This window comes from Oceanibaculum pacificum (assembly GCF_001618175.1).
GTDB classification, from domain to species: Bacteria; Pseudomonadota; Alphaproteobacteria; order Oceanibaculales; family Oceanibaculaceae; genus Oceanibaculum; species Oceanibaculum pacificum.
Genome location: NZ_LPXN01000001.1, coordinates 84398 through 100508, shown reverse-complemented (window position 1 = coordinate 100508; position 16111 = coordinate 84398). Strand labels below are relative to the sequence as shown.

Annotated in this window: 16 protein-coding genes and 1 tRNA gene; 8 read left to right on the top strand and 9 right to left on the bottom strand. The window is 65.7% G+C overall.

The genetic code is table 11. The features are described 5' to 3' along the window. Positions 1-30 precede the first annotated feature (30 nt). Together AUP43_RS00505 and AUP43_RS00500 are read left to right on the top strand one after the other, a co-directional pair. A complete protein-coding gene (locus tag AUP43_RS00505; RefSeq protein ID WP_067551091.1) occupies positions 31-1728 on the top strand; it encodes a tetratricopeptide repeat protein in 1698 nt (565 codons plus the stop codon). Further along, positions 1725-2597, top strand: a complete 873-nt coding sequence (locus tag AUP43_RS00500; protein WP_407668449.1) for a 4-(cytidine 5'-diphospho)-2-C-methyl-D-erythritol kinase — start codon at positions 1725-1727, stop codon at positions 2595-2597. Before AUP43_RS00505 ends, AUP43_RS00500 begins: the two co-directional genes overlap by 4 nt. Here the strand turns inward: AUP43_RS00500 and AUP43_RS00495 are convergent. From AUP43_RS00495 to AUP43_RS00485, 3 genes are all read right to left on the bottom strand, one after another. Then, positions 2584-4467, bottom strand: coding sequence for an SEL1-like repeat protein (locus AUP43_RS00495; RefSeq protein ID WP_067551084.1), 1884 nt, complete (start codon positions 4465-4467; stop codon positions 2584-2586). The two genes, AUP43_RS00500 and AUP43_RS00495, sit on opposite strands and share 14 nt — an antisense overlap. A gap of 103 nt (positions 4468-4570) precedes the next feature. Next, positions 4571-5041, bottom strand: coding sequence for a hypothetical protein (locus tag AUP43_RS00490; RefSeq protein ID WP_067551081.1), 471 nt, complete (start codon positions 5039-5041; stop codon positions 4571-4573). A gap of 33 nt (positions 5042-5074) precedes the next feature. Further along, positions 5075-5488 (bottom strand): hypothetical protein, encoded by a 414-nt coding sequence (locus AUP43_RS00485; protein WP_067551078.1) that lies wholly within the window; start codon positions 5486-5488, stop codon positions 5075-5077. A gap of 150 nt (positions 5489-5638) precedes the next feature. Here AUP43_RS00485 and AUP43_RS00480 point away from each other — a divergent pair. Continuing rightward, positions 5639-5712, top strand: a tRNA-Gln gene (locus tag AUP43_RS00480). Between the two features lie 4 nt (positions 5713-5716). Here AUP43_RS00480 and AUP43_RS00475 read toward each other — a convergent pair. The 3 genes from AUP43_RS00475 to AUP43_RS00465 form a co-directional block, all read right to left on the bottom strand. Further along, positions 5717-7066 (bottom strand): adenylate/guanylate cyclase domain-containing protein, encoded by a 1350-nt coding sequence (locus AUP43_RS00475; RefSeq protein WP_067551075.1) that lies wholly within the window; start codon positions 7064-7066, stop codon positions 5717-5719. Between the two features lie 103 nt (positions 7067-7169). After that, positions 7170-7859, bottom strand: coding sequence for a response regulator transcription factor (locus AUP43_RS00470; protein ID WP_067551072.1), 690 nt, complete (start codon positions 7857-7859; stop codon positions 7170-7172). Between the two features lie 39 nt (positions 7860-7898). After that, on the bottom strand, positions 7899-8738 hold the full coding sequence (locus AUP43_RS00465; RefSeq protein ID WP_067551069.1) for an alpha/beta hydrolase: 840 nt from the start codon (positions 8736-8738) through the stop codon (positions 7899-7901). Positions 8739-8834: 96 nt separating this feature from the next. Between AUP43_RS00465 and ribA the strand changes: the two genes are divergently transcribed. From ribA to AUP43_RS00450, 3 genes are all read left to right on the top strand, one after another. Then, on the top strand, positions 8835-9995 hold the full coding sequence (gene ribA, locus AUP43_RS00460) for a GTP cyclohydrolase II (protein ID WP_067551066.1): 1161 nt from the start codon (positions 8835-8837) through the stop codon (positions 9993-9995). 146 nt (positions 9996-10141) lie between these two features. Continuing rightward, entirely contained in the window at positions 10142-11071 is a 930-nt protein-coding gene (locus AUP43_RS00455; protein WP_157089161.1) for a hypothetical protein, read from the top strand. A 26-nt stretch (positions 11072-11097) separates the two neighbouring features. Next, positions 11098-11622 (top strand): L,D-transpeptidase family protein, encoded by a 525-nt coding sequence (locus AUP43_RS00450; protein WP_067551060.1) that lies wholly within the window; start codon positions 11098-11100, stop codon positions 11620-11622. Here AUP43_RS00450 and AUP43_RS00445 read toward each other — a convergent pair. Then, positions 11619-12341, bottom strand: a complete 723-nt coding sequence (locus AUP43_RS00445; RefSeq protein WP_067551056.1) for a YggS family pyridoxal phosphate-dependent enzyme — start codon at positions 12339-12341, stop codon at positions 11619-11621. The genes AUP43_RS00450 and AUP43_RS00445 overlap by 4 nt on opposite strands. A gap of 99 nt (positions 12342-12440) precedes the next feature. Between AUP43_RS00445 and AUP43_RS00440 the strand changes: the two genes are divergently transcribed. Next, on the top strand, positions 12441-13106 hold the full coding sequence (locus AUP43_RS00440) for a Fe2+-dependent dioxygenase (RefSeq protein WP_067551053.1): 666 nt from the start codon (positions 12441-12443) through the stop codon (positions 13104-13106). Here AUP43_RS00440 and AUP43_RS00435 read toward each other — a convergent pair. Further along, positions 13103-13948: a sulfotransferase domain-containing protein gene (locus AUP43_RS00435; protein ID WP_067551050.1), complete on the bottom strand. Its 846-nt coding sequence runs from the start codon at positions 13946-13948 to the stop codon at positions 13103-13105. The two genes, AUP43_RS00440 and AUP43_RS00435, sit on opposite strands and share 4 nt — an antisense overlap. 129 nt (positions 13949-14077) lie before the next feature. Then, a complete protein-coding gene (locus AUP43_RS00430) occupies positions 14078-15154 on the bottom strand; it encodes a porin (protein ID WP_067551047.1) in 1077 nt (358 codons plus the stop codon). 481 nt (positions 15155-15635) lie between these two features. On the opposite strand from AUP43_RS00430, the gene AUP43_RS00425 reads away from it, so the two are divergent. Beyond that, entirely contained in the window at positions 15636-16076 is a 441-nt protein-coding gene (locus AUP43_RS00425; protein WP_232314838.1) for a DUF3576 domain-containing protein, read from the top strand. The last annotated feature ends 35 nt before the right edge of the window (positions 16077-16111 follow it).

Here is a 16111-nt window from a genome sequence, read left to right as displayed (position 1 = left end):
CAGGGGCGCAGCCCGAAGGAGATTGCCGGCATGAGTTTCCGTTTCGCCTCCCTGGCTGTCGCCGGCCTGATCGGCCTGGGCGCGGCCTTGCCGGCCTGCACCACCGCCTCGCCCGCCGAAGCGGCGCGGATGAGCGGCGCATCCGTCGGCAGCTATCTTGCCGGACAGCACGCCTACCGGCTGGGCGATTACACCGCCGCCGCCGACTATATGAGCCAGGCACTGGCCGCCGACCCGGACAATCCGGCGCTGTTGCGCCGGGTGTTGATCCTGCAGGTTGCGGAGGGCCGCATCGCCTCGCTGAGTTCGCTGGCCGACCGGGTTGCGCGGCTCGCGCCGGACGATCCGGTCGCCGGGCTGTTGCTGGCGCTGGAATCGGCGCGCGCCAAGGATTACGAGCGCGCCATCGCCTATGTCGAGCCGCTTGAAACACGCGGCCTGGGACGCCTGGTGCGGCCGCTGATCCTGGGTTGGCTGCAGGCCGGAAAGGGCGACATAACGGCCGCCACAGAGGCGCTGAACGCACTGGCCGGCGATCCCGGCCTGACCTTGCTGAAGGATTTCCACACCGGCCTGATCATGGATCTGGTCGGCGAGCCGCAGGCGGCCGAGGTCGCCTTCGAACGCACACTGGCCACCGTTTCCGCGCCGCCGCTGCGTCTTGTGCAGGCCCTGGGCAGCTTCTACGAGCGCAACGGCAAGATCGAGCAGGCGCGAAACCTCTATACCGATTACCTGGCCCGGATGGGCGAGGATGATCGCATCCAGCGCCGGCTGGACGGCCTCGGCAAGGAACCGAAGCCGCAGCGGCTGGCGCGGAATCCGGTCGAAGGCCTGGCCGAGGCGTTGTACGACATTGCCACCGGCCTGCGCCGCGACCGCGCGGTGGAAGTGTCGCTGATCTATGCCCGGCTGGCGCTGCATATCCGCCCGGAGGAGCCGATCAGCCGCATCCTGGTCGGCGAGCTGCTGCAGGACCAGAAGCGCTTCGAGCGCGCCATTGAGGTGTTTGACGGCGTGCCGAAGGATTCCTCCTATCGGTGGGAGGTCGACATGGCCATCGCCGAAAGCCTGAACGGCCTGGACCGAAGCGAGGAAGCCGCCGCCAAATTCGAAGATCTGGCGGCCCGCGACAAGACCCGGATCGAGCCGCTGGTGCGCATCGGCGACCTGAAGCGCGCGGCCGAGGATTACCCGGCGGCCATTACGGCCTATGACCGCGCCGTAGCGCGGCTGACGGAACCGGTGCAGCGCAACTGGTCGCTCTATTATGTGCGCGGCATCGCGCATGAGCGGGCGAAGCAGTGGGAGGCAGCCGAGCGCGACTTCCTGCGTGCGCTGGAGTTGCAGCCCGAGCAGCCCTTGGTGCTGAATTACCTGGCCTATTCCTGGACCGAGCAAGGCATCAAGCTGGACCAGGCGCATGAGATGATCGAGCGCGCCGTGGCGCAGCGCCCGTCGGACGGCTACATCATCGACAGCCTGGGCTGGGTGCTCTATCAGCAGCAGCGCTACGACGACGCGGTGCGCCAATTGGAACGCGCCATCGAACTGATGCCGCATGATCCGACGATCAACGACCATTTGGGCGACGCCTATTGGCAGGTCGGACGCCGCACGGAGGCCCGCTTCCAATGGCAACGGGTGATCAGCCTGAAGCCGGAGGATAAGGAGCTGGAGGCCAAGGTCCGCAGCAAGCTGGCGGATGGGCTGGCCTCGCGCAACTGATCGCCGTCATGACCGCTGCCATCGGCCGGCCGGCGCCGGCCAAACTGAATTTATTCCTGCATGTGACCGGCCGGCGGGCGGATGGTTATCATTTGCTCGACAGCTTGGTCGCCTTCGCCGGTCAGGGCGACCATATCGAAGCCGCGCCGTCCGACCAGCTTTCCCTGAAGATTGACGGCCCCTTTGCCGCCGCGCTGTCGGCGGAACCGGACAATCTGGTGCTGCGCGCCGCCCGGCTGCTGGCCGAGGCCGCCGGCCGGCCCGCCCAGGCCGCCCTGCGTCTGACCAAGACATTGCCGGTCGCCTCCGGTATTGGCGGCGGTTCGGCCGATGCGGCGGCGGCTCTACACGCGCTGATGAATCTCTGGAAAATTGCCCTGCCCGAGGATGTGCTGGCCGCCTTGGCGCTACAGCTAGGGGCCGATGTGCCGGTCTGCCTGCTGGGCCGGTCCGCGCGGCTGAGCGGCGTCGGCGAGACGCTGGAGCCGGTGGCGCTGCCGGCACTACCGCTGGTCCTGGTCAATCCCGGCCAGCCGCTCTCAACGCCGGCGGTCTTCAAGGCACGGCAGGGGCCGTTCGGCGCGCCCGCGCCTGAGGCAATACCGACCGATCCGACTGCGCTGGTTTCCTTCCTGGCGGCTCAGCGTAACGATCTGGCGTCGGCCGCCATCGCGCTGCTACCAGCTATTTCCGATGTTCTTGACTTGTTGCAGAGGCAGCCCGGCTGCCTGCTGGCTAGGATGTCGGGGAGCGGTCCAACCTGTTTCGCGCTGATGCAAACCGAGGATGCGGCAACCGAGGCGGCGCATACCATCGGCCGCGAGCGGCCGGGCTGGTGGGCCGTGGCCACCCGGCTCACCGGACGGTAGTGCCGCGATCCACCCCGGCGCTGCGGACCGAGCGCAAGATCATATGGTTCAGCAGGCGCGGCCCGACCTGACCGGTAATCGGCAGGCCGGCCTTGCGCTCATAATCCCGGATCGCCTCGCGGGTCTTTTCTCCCATCAACCCATCGGCCGCGACATCGGCGGCCCCGGCCGCCAGAAAACGTTGTACCGCCCGGATGGTTTCGCGCTCGGCTTCAGGCGATAGCACCAGGGAATCGCCGCCAGCGCCGGCCGCCACTGTCATGGCCCCGGCCGGAACCGGTGGTAGTGCCGTCAAGCGCTTGGCTGCCTCCTCATCGCCCAGCACCATGGCCTGGGCGTAAAGCGCGCGGGCTTTCTCGATATCCGGCGGCGCGCCCAGGCCCCGCTCCTCAATGCGGGCAAGGTCGCGCAAGGCCGGGGCAAAGCCCTGATCGCCAGACCGGCGCAACCATTTACGCGCTTCGCCATAGCTGACCGGGATACCGCGGCCGGCGGCATAGAAGCTGCCCAGATTATGCTGCGCCTTGGCATGGCCTTGTTCGGCCGCGCTGTGATACCAGAGCAGCGCGCGCACATCGTCCTGCTGCACGCCACGGCCGGTTTCGTACAGGACGCCCAGATTATACTGAGCGTTCGCCACTCCCTGCACCGCCGCCTCGCGGAACCAGTAGGCAGCCTTCTCCATATCCTGCGGCCGGCCCTCGCCCTGGGCGAAGAGCACGGCCAGATCGTGCTGCGCCATGCGTTCGCCCTGCTTCGCGCGATCCTCCACCCAACGGGCAAAGGCCGCCGGCTCACGCGGCACCGAACGATCATTCAGCCGGGTCCGCGACAGGGCCGGTGGCGGGGCTGGCGGCTGCTCCGCCGCGGATGGCTCTGGGGCCGCCGCTGTCAAGGCCGCCACTTTCTCCGGCGCTTTCGGTTCGGCGGCACTTTCGGGCGGTCGCTCCGGCGCGGCCTCGGTGGCGCGCAGCGGCGGCAAAGTGCGCGGCGCGGCTGGAAGCGCCTGCGCTGGGGTTGGCGGCGGCGGCTCCGGAAATGTCTCGCTCTGCTCGGGCGCGGCGGCGGCCACGGCCTGCGGGGTTGCCGGATCGATGGCCGGGGGCGGCTCGACCGGAAGGGCCGATTGTGACGGTGGCGGTGTCTCGGCTCGCTCGACCGGTCGCGCCTCGCGTTGCAGGCTGGAGCCGACATCCTCGACCCAGCCCTCCACCATTCGCTCCAGGCGCTGCAAGGCCGGGCCGAGACCGATCCGGTCGGCCTGGCTCATCAGGGCGACCCCGGCGGCGATGCCAAGCGCCAGGACGCCGGTTCCGACGATCATCTTGCCCGACACCCGCCGCGCCTCTGCCGGGGTCGTTTCGTCGCGGACCAGCCTCTCCGCATCTTCGAGCGGCACCGCCGTCGCTTCGATCGTCACTGACTCTTCCGGCATGGGCGGGGAGAAGTCGGGCTCGGTACCGTCTTCCGGCGGCGTTTCGCTGCTTTCGCTCTCGGCCTCGTCCAGTATGGCGGGCTTCGGCTTAAAGGGCGCCCCGGCACGGAAGGAGGATTCCAGCGCCACCATGCGTTGCGCGGCCTGGGCGACATCCAGCGCGGCGGGCTTCAGACTGGCGTTGAGCCGCCGTTCCGCGGCATCGGCGGTCTGCGACAGCGCTTCCGCCTGCGCTTCCAGCGCGGCGGCCTGATCAGAGGAATCAACCAGTTCAGGCGCGCGATTCTCTTCCACAGGCAAAAGGCCAGCATGGCGCAGAATCGCCAGGTCGATCCAGGCGCCGATCGTCAGGCCGGATGCTTGCGCGGCATCCCGGGCAAGGGCCCGGGTTTCCTCGTCGACCCCTTTGACGCTCCAGGGCGTGGCTTTGCTCACCGCACCGGCTTCCCTTCTCTTCGCACCGCCGTCGAGCCAGCGGTAGTTCCCTCTCGGGCAATCATACTACCGTGCGACGGCGGCGTTAAGCATCGTAGTGCCGTCAGCGGCGGCCGAGCAGCCGGCCGATCATTCCGGCCTGGCCTGGCGCCTCGTTGAACACTTCCTGCTCCAGTTGCTGGACTCTCTCCGACAGCCGCATCACCGCGCGCTCCAGCGGCGCGCCAGTCTCGCCGATCGATTCCGCCATGGCGGCGGGCGGTCTATCGCGCAGCAGGCTCGTCAAGGCATCGATTTGCGTTTGCAAGGCGGCGAAGCGGCGTTCCGCCACATCCGACGACAAGCTGTCGGCAACGGGATAGGTGAAGGCATCGGCTTCAAGCGGCTCCGAAACGGGACTGTCTGAAGAAACTTCCGGGGGCGTTTCCTGCACAACCGGCGCGCCATTCGCTTCACGGATCAATTGACTGAGCCAGCTCCCCAGCGGCAGGCCGGCCTGCCGGGCCAGCGCCTTTGCGGTCTCCCGATCCTCATAGGGAACGCCCTTGACGCTCCAGGGTGATATCTGTGCCATGCCGCTCCCCCGCTCCGTGCGCCGCTACCGGCGCTACCGCTGATCTTCGGGTGTTTCCACCGGGCTCTCGGTCCGCTTGTCGATCCGGGATTCCAGCGATTCCAGCCGCCGCGCTATGGTCGTCAGGATTTCATGCAGCGGGGCCACCATCAGCGCATTCCGCCGTTCCGCCGCCTCGATACGCTCGACCAGCGCCTGCCATTCCGCCAGTTCCACCGGTGACGGCTCGATCCGGGCCGGCGCCTCCGGCAGTGCCGGGGCCGCCTGTTTTTCCGCCGCCGCACGGATCGCCTCGCTCAGCCATTCGCCCATGGTCCTGCCGGAAGCGTCGACGGCGGCGCGCGCGGCCTCCCGGGCTTCGCTCGAAACCCCCTTGATGCTCCAGGGGACACTGCGCTTATCCTGGGGTTTATCCTTGGTTTTATGCTGGGGTTTGTCCTGGGCCATCCCACTCATCCGCCGCCCGCGCCATGCCGGCACTACCAACAAGTAACAGATCGCGCCATAGCTGTTAAGCGGCGGTTGAAATGGCGGGTTTCAAGGCGTTTGTTGCGATCTTGCGCAGCCCCGATTTAGCGCTTATGGTGCGGCCCGCGTTGGGGCGTGGCCAAGCGGTAAGGCAACGGGTTTTGGTCTCGTGATCCCAGGTTCGAATCCTGGCGCCCCAGCCAGTTCCTAGGCGATCGCCACCAGATCGAGCGGCCCCTCCACCCCGTCCACGTGACGGGCGGGCAAGCGTCGCGCGGTGGCCGGGGCGCGGTAGCCCTGCATCAGCGCCAGATCGTAGGCCGCCGCCGGCGCCAAGGCCGTCACCCCTTCGCGCTTGGTGTGATTCTCCAGCTTGGCGGCCAGATTCACAGCTTCTCCAATGACCGTATATTCCAGCCGCGTATCGTCGCCGACCGCGCCGAACAAGACCGGCCCGGTGCTGACCGCGGCGCCGATGCGCAAGGGAGCGAGTCCCGCCGCGATCCGCTCGCCATTCCACAGCGTCACCGCCGCCGTCACGGCATCCACGGCGCGCAGCGCATCGGCAGCGTAGGTTTCCGTCGGTAGTGCCGCGCCGAAAGTGGCCATCACGCCGTCGCCCAGGAATTTGTCGATGCTGCCGCCCTGGCGCTGGATTGCCGGCACGACCCGTGACTGATACTCCGACAGCAGCGCCATCACCTCGCGCGGCGGCGCTTCCATCGACAATTTCGTGAAACCGCGAATATCGACGGTGAGGATCGCCGCGTTCTGCATCTCGCCCTCGCCGGCACGGATGCGATGCTCGGCGGCGGTAATCCGCGCCGCCACCTCGGGCGCGAAGAAACGCGACAGGTCACGCGCCGCCGCGCCGTCGATCACCGCGCGCTCCAGCAGGGCGCGGGCACGCAGAATGGCTGCGGCAATCACCGCCGTGACCAGCAGGATGGAAATGATCTTGTCGAACTCGGCCCCCAGCAGAATGGCGTTGGAGGTGAGGTAGGTGACGTAGTTCCGCGTGATCATCGGGTTCTCCATGGTCGAGAACACCGCGTAATAGACCAGCGCCAGCCATCCCAGCGCCGCCGCGGCGCCAGCCGCCAGCACGAAGCGCGCCTCGAAGCGCAACGCCCGCAAGGCGATGAAAATAAACACGTAAAGCACCGTCGGCGCCTTCAGATAGAAGGAGGGCGGCTGCTGATATTGGATATGGAAGCTCCAGATCGTCACCAACAACAGCGCCATGTCGGCGACGATGGAGAGATAGAGAAACCAGCCCGGCAGCCGGCGGCGGTGCGCCAGCAGCAGGCGGAACAGGGTGAAGCCGGCATAGATTCCAAGCGCCCAGGGGACGGGCTGCAGCATGATGTCCGCATGGAAGGTTTTCGGCGCCAGCGAATAGAGGATGGCGAAAGTAAGCACGACGGCGAGCTGCACCCAGCCGATCAATATCTCGCTTTCCGCCTGCTGTGCCTCGATCGCAGCCGTCATGCGCGCCGGCAGCAATATGCGAGGCGACGGGCGGAACAGCCGGATCAGCGGCGACAGCGAAACCATACGGAACACCCCAGAGACAATCGGTACCGGAGCATAAGCCGCGCTTGCGCTCCCCGCCGCTCAACAGCGCGTGACGACAGCGCGAGCGCCTGTCCCGTGGCTTCTAGAGGGCCAGCCGATAGCCGCCGGGTTCGGTCACCAGGATGGTGGCGTTGGAGGGGTCACGCTCGATCTTCTGGCGCAAACGGTAGACATGGGTTTCCAGCGTGTGGGTGGTCACCCCGGCATTATAGCCCCAGACCTCGTTCAGCAGCACCTCACGCGCCACCGTCTTGTCGCCGGTGCGATAGAGATATTTCAGGATCGCCGTTTCCTTCTCCGTCAGCCGGATTTTCTTGGTGCCGGTGGCATCGACCAGCAGCTTCAGGCTGGGCTTGAAGCTGTAGGGACCAATGACGAAGACGGCATCGTCGCTCTGCTGATGTTGTCGCAATTGCGCGCGGATGCGGGCCAGCAGCACATTCAAGCGGAACGGCTTGGTCACATAGTCGTTCGCCCCTGAATCGAGGCCCAGAATGGTGTCGGCGTCGGAAATCGCGCCGGTCAGCATGATGACCGGGCATTTCAGGCCGCCGCGCCGCATCAGGCGACAAACCTCGCGCCCGTCGATATCGGGCAGGCCGACATCCAGCAGGACCAGGTCGAACGTATCGGCCTTGGCGGCTTCCAGCGCCGCCGCGCCGGTCGCGGCCTCAATGGTGGTGAACTCCTCGTGAAGCTGGAGCTGCTCCGCAAGCGCGTTGCGCAGCATGTCCTCGTCTTCGACCAGAAGGATCTTTTTACCGCTTGTCATGGGTTCTCCCGCGTTCGGCAGCGCCGCAGTGTAGTCGGATCAGAAGATCGGGGCCAGAATCTGCCGCAGCATGCCCTCGAATAGCGGGCTTTGCGGATCGCAGAAGGAATCGACGATGTCGAAATGGTGCCGCCCTTCCAGCGTCATCGCAATAACCGGCCGGCGCGCGGCGCGCAGGGCGGCGACGTAATCAGCCTGCTGGCGGTGAAATTCCGGGCTTTCCCGCGCGCCCACGGCCAGCAGCATCGACCGCGTCTCGGATGGCGGCGTATGGATCGGGCTTAAGGCTTGCGCCTCGGCCACGTCCAGCCGCAGCCCGCCATTCAGATAGCACAGGCGGATCGGCTCCAAATCATACAAGCCGCTGATCCCGCAGGCGCCTTTCACCAGACCGTCCGACAACAGGCAGGCCGCCAGATGCCCGCCCGCCGAATGTCCCGCGGCATGCAACCGCGCTGAATCGATGCCCAGATCGCGCCCTTGCAGCGTCAGCCACAATGCCGCCTGGCGCGCATCGGCAACGATATCGGTCAACCGGTGCGCCGGCGCCAGGCGATAGCTCATCACCGCCACGGCGATGCCGGCGGCGATGAAGGGCGGGGCGACATGGCTGGCGTAGCTTTTATCCAGCGCCTGCCAATAACCGCCATGGATATAGAGCAGCACAGGCGCATCGCGCTGCGGGGCGGGAAAGAAATCCAGCCGCTGTCGCGCATCCTCGCCATAGGCCAGATCGACATCGCAGGAGAAGGCGGCGCGGACTTCGGCGCTGCGCGCCGCCCAGCGCTCCAAATCGCGCGGATGCTCCGGCACGCGGGCGCGATTATCGTATTGCGCGTCCAGCGCCGCCCTGTCATAGCCGCGATATAGCATCGTCATGCCTGTTGTTTCCCCTGCCCTGCGCCGCTTCGGCTTTTCACGAGGCCGCAGGCTCCCTAGATTGTAGGCGTCTTCCGCTTTCCCTGTAGGCCATCAATGCCCGCGAAAATCAACAGCAGCAACGCCCCCGCCATCCGCCCCGGCGCGCTGAAGAGCGTGGAACGCGCCCTGTCGGAGCTGCGGCGCGGCGGCCAGGTGCTGATCCGCAGCCGCTCGCGCGAGGCGGCCGCCTTGGTGATGGCGGCGGAAATGGTCACCGAGGACAGCCTGGCTACTCTGGGCCGGCTGGCCGGCTCCCGCCCGACACTCGCCGTCACCGCCCGGCGCGCGGCGGCGCTGAAGCCCGGCAGCCATCCAGGCGGCGTGGAAAGCGTTGCGCTGCCGGCGGCGGCCGATCCGGATTTCATCCGCCGCCTGGCCGACCCCACCGCCGGCCCGACGCCGGCACTGGCCAGTACCGTGGCGATCCTGCCGGAGCCGGAGGAAAGTGTCGCCGCCACCGCGCTGGCGCTGATCAAGCAGGCGCGGCTGATCCCGGCGGCATTGGTAGCGCTGGTTGGCCATACTGATTTCGATCCGCTGCGGGCCATGGCCCAGGCTAATGATCTGGTGCTGGTCGACGCGACGGAGGTCGCCGCCTATCCCCAGCTTGTCGCCGCCCGCCTGGTGAAGGCGTGCGAGGCGCGGGTGCCGCTGGCCGACATCGAGGAAACCCGCATTGCCGCCTTTCGGCCACAGGATGGCGGCGTCGAGCACCTCGCAATTCTGATCGGCCGGCCGGAGGAGAAAATCGCCGTCGGCGAGCCGGTGCTGGTGCGGCTGCATTCGCAATGCTTCACCGGCGATTTACTGGGCAGCCTGCGCTGCGATTGCGGCGACCAGCTGCGCGGCGCGATCCAGGCCATGGCGGCGACGGGAACCGGCATCCTGCTTTATCTGGCGCAGGAAGGCCGCGATATCGGTCTGGTGAACAAGCTGCGCGCCTATCAGCTGCAGGATCTGGGGCTGGATACGGTGGATGCCAATGAGCATCTGGGCTTCGATGCCGACGAACGCGCCTTCGCCCCGGCGGCGGAGATGCTGCGCCAGCTAGGCGCGACGCGGGTGCGGCTGCTGACCAACAATCTGGATAAGGTCGCCGGCTTGGCGCAGCACGGCATCGAAGTGGTCGAGCGGGTGGCGCACAGCTTTCCCACCAACCGGCATAATGAAAGCTACCTGGCGACCAAGGCCCGACGCTCCGGCCATTTATTCTGACTCATCGGCAGATTCTGCCCGCCCAGGGGCCCGCTCTTGCCGGGCGGTAGGAAATGAGTCGGCCATCATTTTCTAAGGTGTTGAAATATAGTATATTTTAATTGGCATCGCGCTTGCGTGGAAATAGCCACGAAGAGAGGATTGCGATGTCCATGATGCCCTCGGTTTCTACGACCTCCCTGTATCCGCCCCCCGGCTCTCCGCCGCGGGACAACGCCGCGAACGCGGCGGCGACGCACCTCACCATCCCTGCTCCCGGCCCTGCCCCCGCCGGTCCGCAGTCGGGTGACGCCGCCTACAGCGCTTTTCCGGAAAATAGTGCGGAAGTCGGCAGTTTCGTGTCGACGCAGGAGAAATCCGGGCTGTCCTTCTTCGATTTTCTCGACCTGATCAACCCGTTGCAACACATACCCGGCGTTTCGGCGATCTATCGCGACATCACTGGCGACACGATTCGTCCCGAAATCGCCGTTATGGGCGCCGGGCTCATTGGCGGACCGATTGGCCTGCTGGCCGGCGCCACCAAGGCGGTCATCGAGCAGATCAATGGCGAAAGCCTGGGCGAAAGCGTTATGGCATTGATGGGTCCCGGCCAGCAGGCGGCGGAACCGACAACGATCATGGCGCAATCGACGGCGGATCCCGTCGATGCGGCGGCGCAGGCGATGACCGGCGGCGCGCCCATAGCCGCAGCTTCGTCCAAGCCGAACGCGCCGCCGCCGCCGGGTGCTGTCGCCCATTCCCCCGAACTAGACCCTAGCCTGCCCCTCACCTTGAATCAGGGCCAGGGCGACCGTCTCTCCGCCTTCATCGCCGCGAGCCAACGCAAACAGAACGGCCTGGATTCGACCGACTTGCCGGCCCCGGCGCGGGATACGGCAAAGCCGGTGGCGGGCTTCAAGATTTCGCCGGCGCTTAACGAGATCGACCGGCCCAGGGCGGATAATCCGGTGAAGCCGGCGGCAGCCACCACACAGTCGAATCCCACCGCCGTGCCATCCTTGATGAGCGATGCGCTGAGCAAATATGAACAAATGATGCGTGCCCGCCTCGGTGCGCCGCGTCAGGACAGTTGATCGGCACGGTAGTGCCAGGAGATTTCATGACGAGCGAGCTTATCGTCAGCGCCGAGATCGGCAGCACGACCGGCCATCTTTCCTTGGCCGGGCGTTTTTATCTATGCGCCCTGGGCAAGTCCGGCCTGGTCCGGACCAAGCAGGAAGGCGATGGCGGCACGCCGATTGGCGTTTGGCCGCTACGCCGGCTGTTCTATCGGGCGGATCGCCTCGCCTTGCCGGAAACCGGCCTGCCGCTGCACCCCATCGACCCGTCGCATGGCTGGTGCGACGCACCCGATGACGCCGCCTATAACCAGCTGGTAACACTGCCTTATCCCGCCAGTCACGAGAGAATGTGGCGCGAGGACGGGCTGTACGATCTGGTGGTGGAGCTGGGCTATAATGACGATCCGGTCGTGCCCGGCGGCGGCAGCGCCATTTTTCTGCATGCCGCCCGGCCAGGCTATCTGCCAACCGAGGGCTGCGTGGCGCTGGCGCAAGCCGATCTGCTGGCCGTGCTGCGCAGCTGCCGGGCGGACAGCCGGATGATCGTCCGGCGCGCCGATTAGACCGGCTTACCCACGCTCTCCTTCCAGTCCCCGCGGATGCCGAAGATGGCGGTGCCGACCCGCACAGCGGTAGCGCCGAACGGTATGGCCAGCTCGTAATCCGCGCTCATGCCCATGCTGAGCTTGGTCAGCCCGTTGCGGCGGGCAATTTCGCGCAGCAGGCCGAAATGCAGGCTCGGCTCTTCCTCTGCCGGCGGAATGCACATCAGCCCGACAATATCGAGGCCCAGTTCCTTGCACTCGGCGATGAAGCCGTCCGCCGCCTCGGGCAGAATGCCCGCCTTCTGCTCCTCCTCGCCGGTATTGACCTGGATATAGCACGGCAAGCGCCGCCCGCTGCTGGCCATCTCCTTCGCCAGCGCCTCGGCCAGTTTCGGGCGATCGACACTCTGAATCACATCGAACAGGGCGACGGCCTCGCGCACCTTGTTGGTCTGCAGCGGGCCGATCAGGTGCAGTTCCAGATCCGGATGCTCCGCCCGCAGCGGCCCCCAGCGCAGTTCGGCCTCCTGCACCCGGTTCTCGCCGAAGATTCTCTGCCCGGCGGCCAAGGCGGCGGCCACGCGTTCGGCGGGTTGCGCCTTGCTGACGGCGATCAGCGTCACATCGGTCGGCGCCAGCCGCGCCGCCTTCGCCGCCTTTGCGATCCGGGCATGTATGGCGTCCAGATTCTCGCGTATCTGCCGGGTGAGATTTTCGGGAGTTGGCTCGGTGGACATGGGCGGGTTCCGATGATGGAGTTTCAGGCGAAACAACGCTAGCCTTGGCGGCGTGCCCTGCCAAGGCGCGCGGATGCTTACCTGTGAGGAAACGGCCAGATGCTGATTACGATCCCCGATGTGCTGAGTCGCGAGGAGACCGCGAAACTGCGCATGGAGCTGAACCGTACGGAATTTCGCGACGGCACGGCGACCGGCAAGAAGGGGCTGAAAAACAATCTACAAACCGAGCAGACCGGCCAGCAACTGCCGCAATTGCTGCAAACCGTGATCAACGGGCTGATGCGGGCCGATGGCTTCACCATGTATGCCCTGCCGAGAAAACTACATGTGGTGTTTAATCGCTACGAAATCGGGATGAATTATGGCGAGCATATCGATGCGGCCCTGATCGGCCCGTCGCAGGACCGGGCCGTGCGCTCCGACGTTTCCTTCACCGTTTTCCTCAGCGATCCGGCGAGTTATGAGGGCGGCGAGCTGGTGATGGTCACGCCCTATGGCGAGCATTTCTGCAAGGGGCCCGCCGGCAGCGTCGTGGTGTATCCCTCGCTGGTGCTGCATCGGGTGGAGCCGGTGCGCAGCGGCACCCGCCTGGCGGCCATCGGCTGGGCGCAATCCTTCGTGCGCGACCCGTTGCAGCGCGAGATGGCCTATGAAATGGACAAGCTGCGCCGCGACCTGGCGCGCGACCTGCCGAACAGCCCCTATCTGGAGCGGTTCGGCCGCATACACCAGAACACGCTGCGCATGTGGACGGATAATTAGTCCCTGGCGTCGGGCGGCAGATAGCCGAACCGGTTCATCTGATCGCGGTGCAGATCGACGATCCGGGCGATCTGATCCGGGGTCAGGAGGGTGCGCCACTGGTCGCGCTTGCCGGCGCGGAAGAAGCTCTTCGAATTCACGCTGCGCTCGTTGAAACCGCCCTTGGCTTCCTGGCCGGACAGCTCCTTGAAGGAGGAGAAGCGCACCGCCTTGTCCAGCCGGGCATTATCCTTCGGCAGGCGCAGGAACTGGCAGACCTTGGCGAAGGCGGCTTTGGGCTTCGCCAGCATATCCTCGTAGCGCAGCACCAGCAGGCCGGGATGCGGCTGCTGCGTCCAGCTTCGCACATGGGTCGACCAGCCGTTCAGCACCTCCGGCACATTGCGGGAATCATTGCCGGTCACCGCGCCATCGCGCGCCATGAAGGCGATGGTATCGTCGATCGACAGGCCGAAATGATCGGCAGCCGATACCGTCACATCCAGCGGGTTACGCACGATATAGATCGCCCCGGCCGTCACCCGCAGATTAACCAGCGGATAGCCGTTCGATTCGCCCAGGAAATTATGCGTCTTCACAAAGACGGAATCGGGGAAGGCGCGGGTCATGTCCTGCTGCACGCGCGGGCGCAGCGCCATGATTTCCGCCAGCGTCAGCGCTTCGGTCGGCCGGCCGCCAGTATAGGGCAGGTACCATTGCGGCTTCGATTCGCCCAGGCAGAACTGGTCCAGCTCGTTGATCCGGGCCGGCTGCGGCGGATTGCGGAAGAGATTATGCAGGAAGGCCCGCATCCAGGTGTTCCCCGATTTGGGGTAGGAGGCGAGCCAGATCAACTGGCCCATGGCGCTCGACAATTTCGTTTAACGGAATCGATCGCGCCATGATCGGCGAGGAAGGCGTACTTGAAAAGAGAAAGGGCGTGGCCGAAGCCACGCCCTTCCCGACACAGTCTGTCGAAACAACCAGTCCTATTAGAAGGACAGGAAGGTGCCGACGAAGACGGTGGTGGTGTCCTGACCGGTGGACAGGTCCATGTCGGCATAGATCACGCCGCCGCGGAACTGGATGCCCGGGCCGACCTGATACATGGCAGCGACTTCGTACTCGTCGGCGCTGTTGGACTGGCTCACGCCACCGACCTCGATGTCGGTCTTCTGGTAGACGCCGCTGACGCCCCACGGGCCGGTCTTGTAGGACAGACCCAGGCTGTAGACCTGGCCGTCGGCGCCGGCAACGTAACCGCCATTGCCGTTGTAGTTCTCGGAGTCCTGATAGGCGCCGCCGAGCGTGAAGCCACCGAAGCCGAGATTCAGACCAGCAGCCCAGATCTCCGGATCCTGACCGCCACCGACGATGTCGGCAGTTTCATAGGAGCCCGAGGCCTTCAGGGTCAAGCCACCGAAATCGTGGTTGAAGTTCAGGCCCAGGCCCAGATTATCTTCAAGACCACCGGTCGCAACCGAGATCACGCCGAAGCCGTAACCGCTGATGTCCTGCGGCTCGACGTTCGGGCTGTAGCTGATACCGGCCTGGAAGCCAGCGATCCGCGGGGTGAAGTAGGTGCCCTTCGGGGTATCGCCAGCCAGGTTCGGGCGGGCGGTGCCACCGGTCTGGGCGGTCGGGCCGAAGTTGCGGTCGTCGAAGCCGAGGCCGAAGGACGGGGCGTCGACGTGCAGCAGGTAGGCAGCGCCGTTCTCGGCACCGAGCTGCAGCTTACCGAAGCCGCCTTCCAACCACATGTAGGTCTCGTCCATGTCGCGCGGCTGGCCGCCCGACAGGCCGACGTTCACGATTTCCAGCTGAGCGTCGAAACCGACGGTCAGGCCGTTATCGAGAGTGGTCTTGCCCTGGAAGTGGACTTCGCCCTCGTGACGGAACTGGAAGTCCTTGTAATTGGTGCCCGCCGGAGCGTTATCGACGTCCGAATAAGTGACGAGGTTCTGGTAGTAACCCTTCACCTGCAGCTTGATCGGGTCCGCGGCCAACGTCGGCTGGGCCAGCAGGCCAGCAGCGACGAGGGCGGTCGAACCGAGAAGAATCTTCTTCATTAGGTGCCCCCTACTAATAGGTTTTGCCTCACACACAAACGCGAAGGACCTCCCCCCGCGCCTGTCCCTCCGGTGCCTGCAAATCGTTGCCTGCCGCCCGTATGGACTAACAGCAGGCTACGCATGGGGCGGGCTTAGTCAATCAAACTCGCCACACCGCCGTGACAATTGTGCCATTATGTGGCACGAAAGACACAATCTGAGGGGTCGGAAGGAATGACGGCAGGTCAACCGCTTAGCGGCGAATTGTTCGTGTGCGATATAAAGCGTTCCCTGGCGGAGCGCCTTACGCTTGACCCAATTCAGGCGTTGAGATTAGCTGTCTGCCGTTTTCCTGTATAGTACGCGAAGATTGGAACTGCCTGTGGTCGGCCCGACGATGAAGATGACGCGCTTTGCGCTCCCCCTGCTCCTGGCAGCAATTCTCGCCGCCTGTTCCAGCGGGTCCGGCGGATCGAATACGCGTTACGAATATCCGACCATGCGGCCGGGTGCGACCCAGACCAGCATTTTCGGGCAGGAAGAGGAAGGATTGCTCGGGCCGGGCGGCCTCAGCCTGCTGGGCGGCGATGATGAGGAGCAGCGCGGCGGCCCCGGCATCGGCGTGAACGCCTTCCTGTGGCGCGCCTCGCTAGATACGGTGTCCTTCATGCCGGTGGCCTCGGCCGATCCGTTTGGCGGCGTCATCATCACCGATTGGTACTCGCCGCCGGAAAACCAGAACGAGCGCTACAAGATCAACCTGTACATCCTGGACCGCACGCTGCGGGCCGATGGGGTGCGGGCCTCGATCTTCCGCCAGCGCCGCGCCACCACTGGCCAGTGGGTCGATGTGCAGACCGATCCCGGCATGGGCAGCGACCTGGAGAACACGATCCTGACCCGGGCGCGGCAGCTGCGCGTGGCCAGCGCACAGCGTTGATAAAGGTATAATCTTCCGCCGCAACGCTCCTTTTC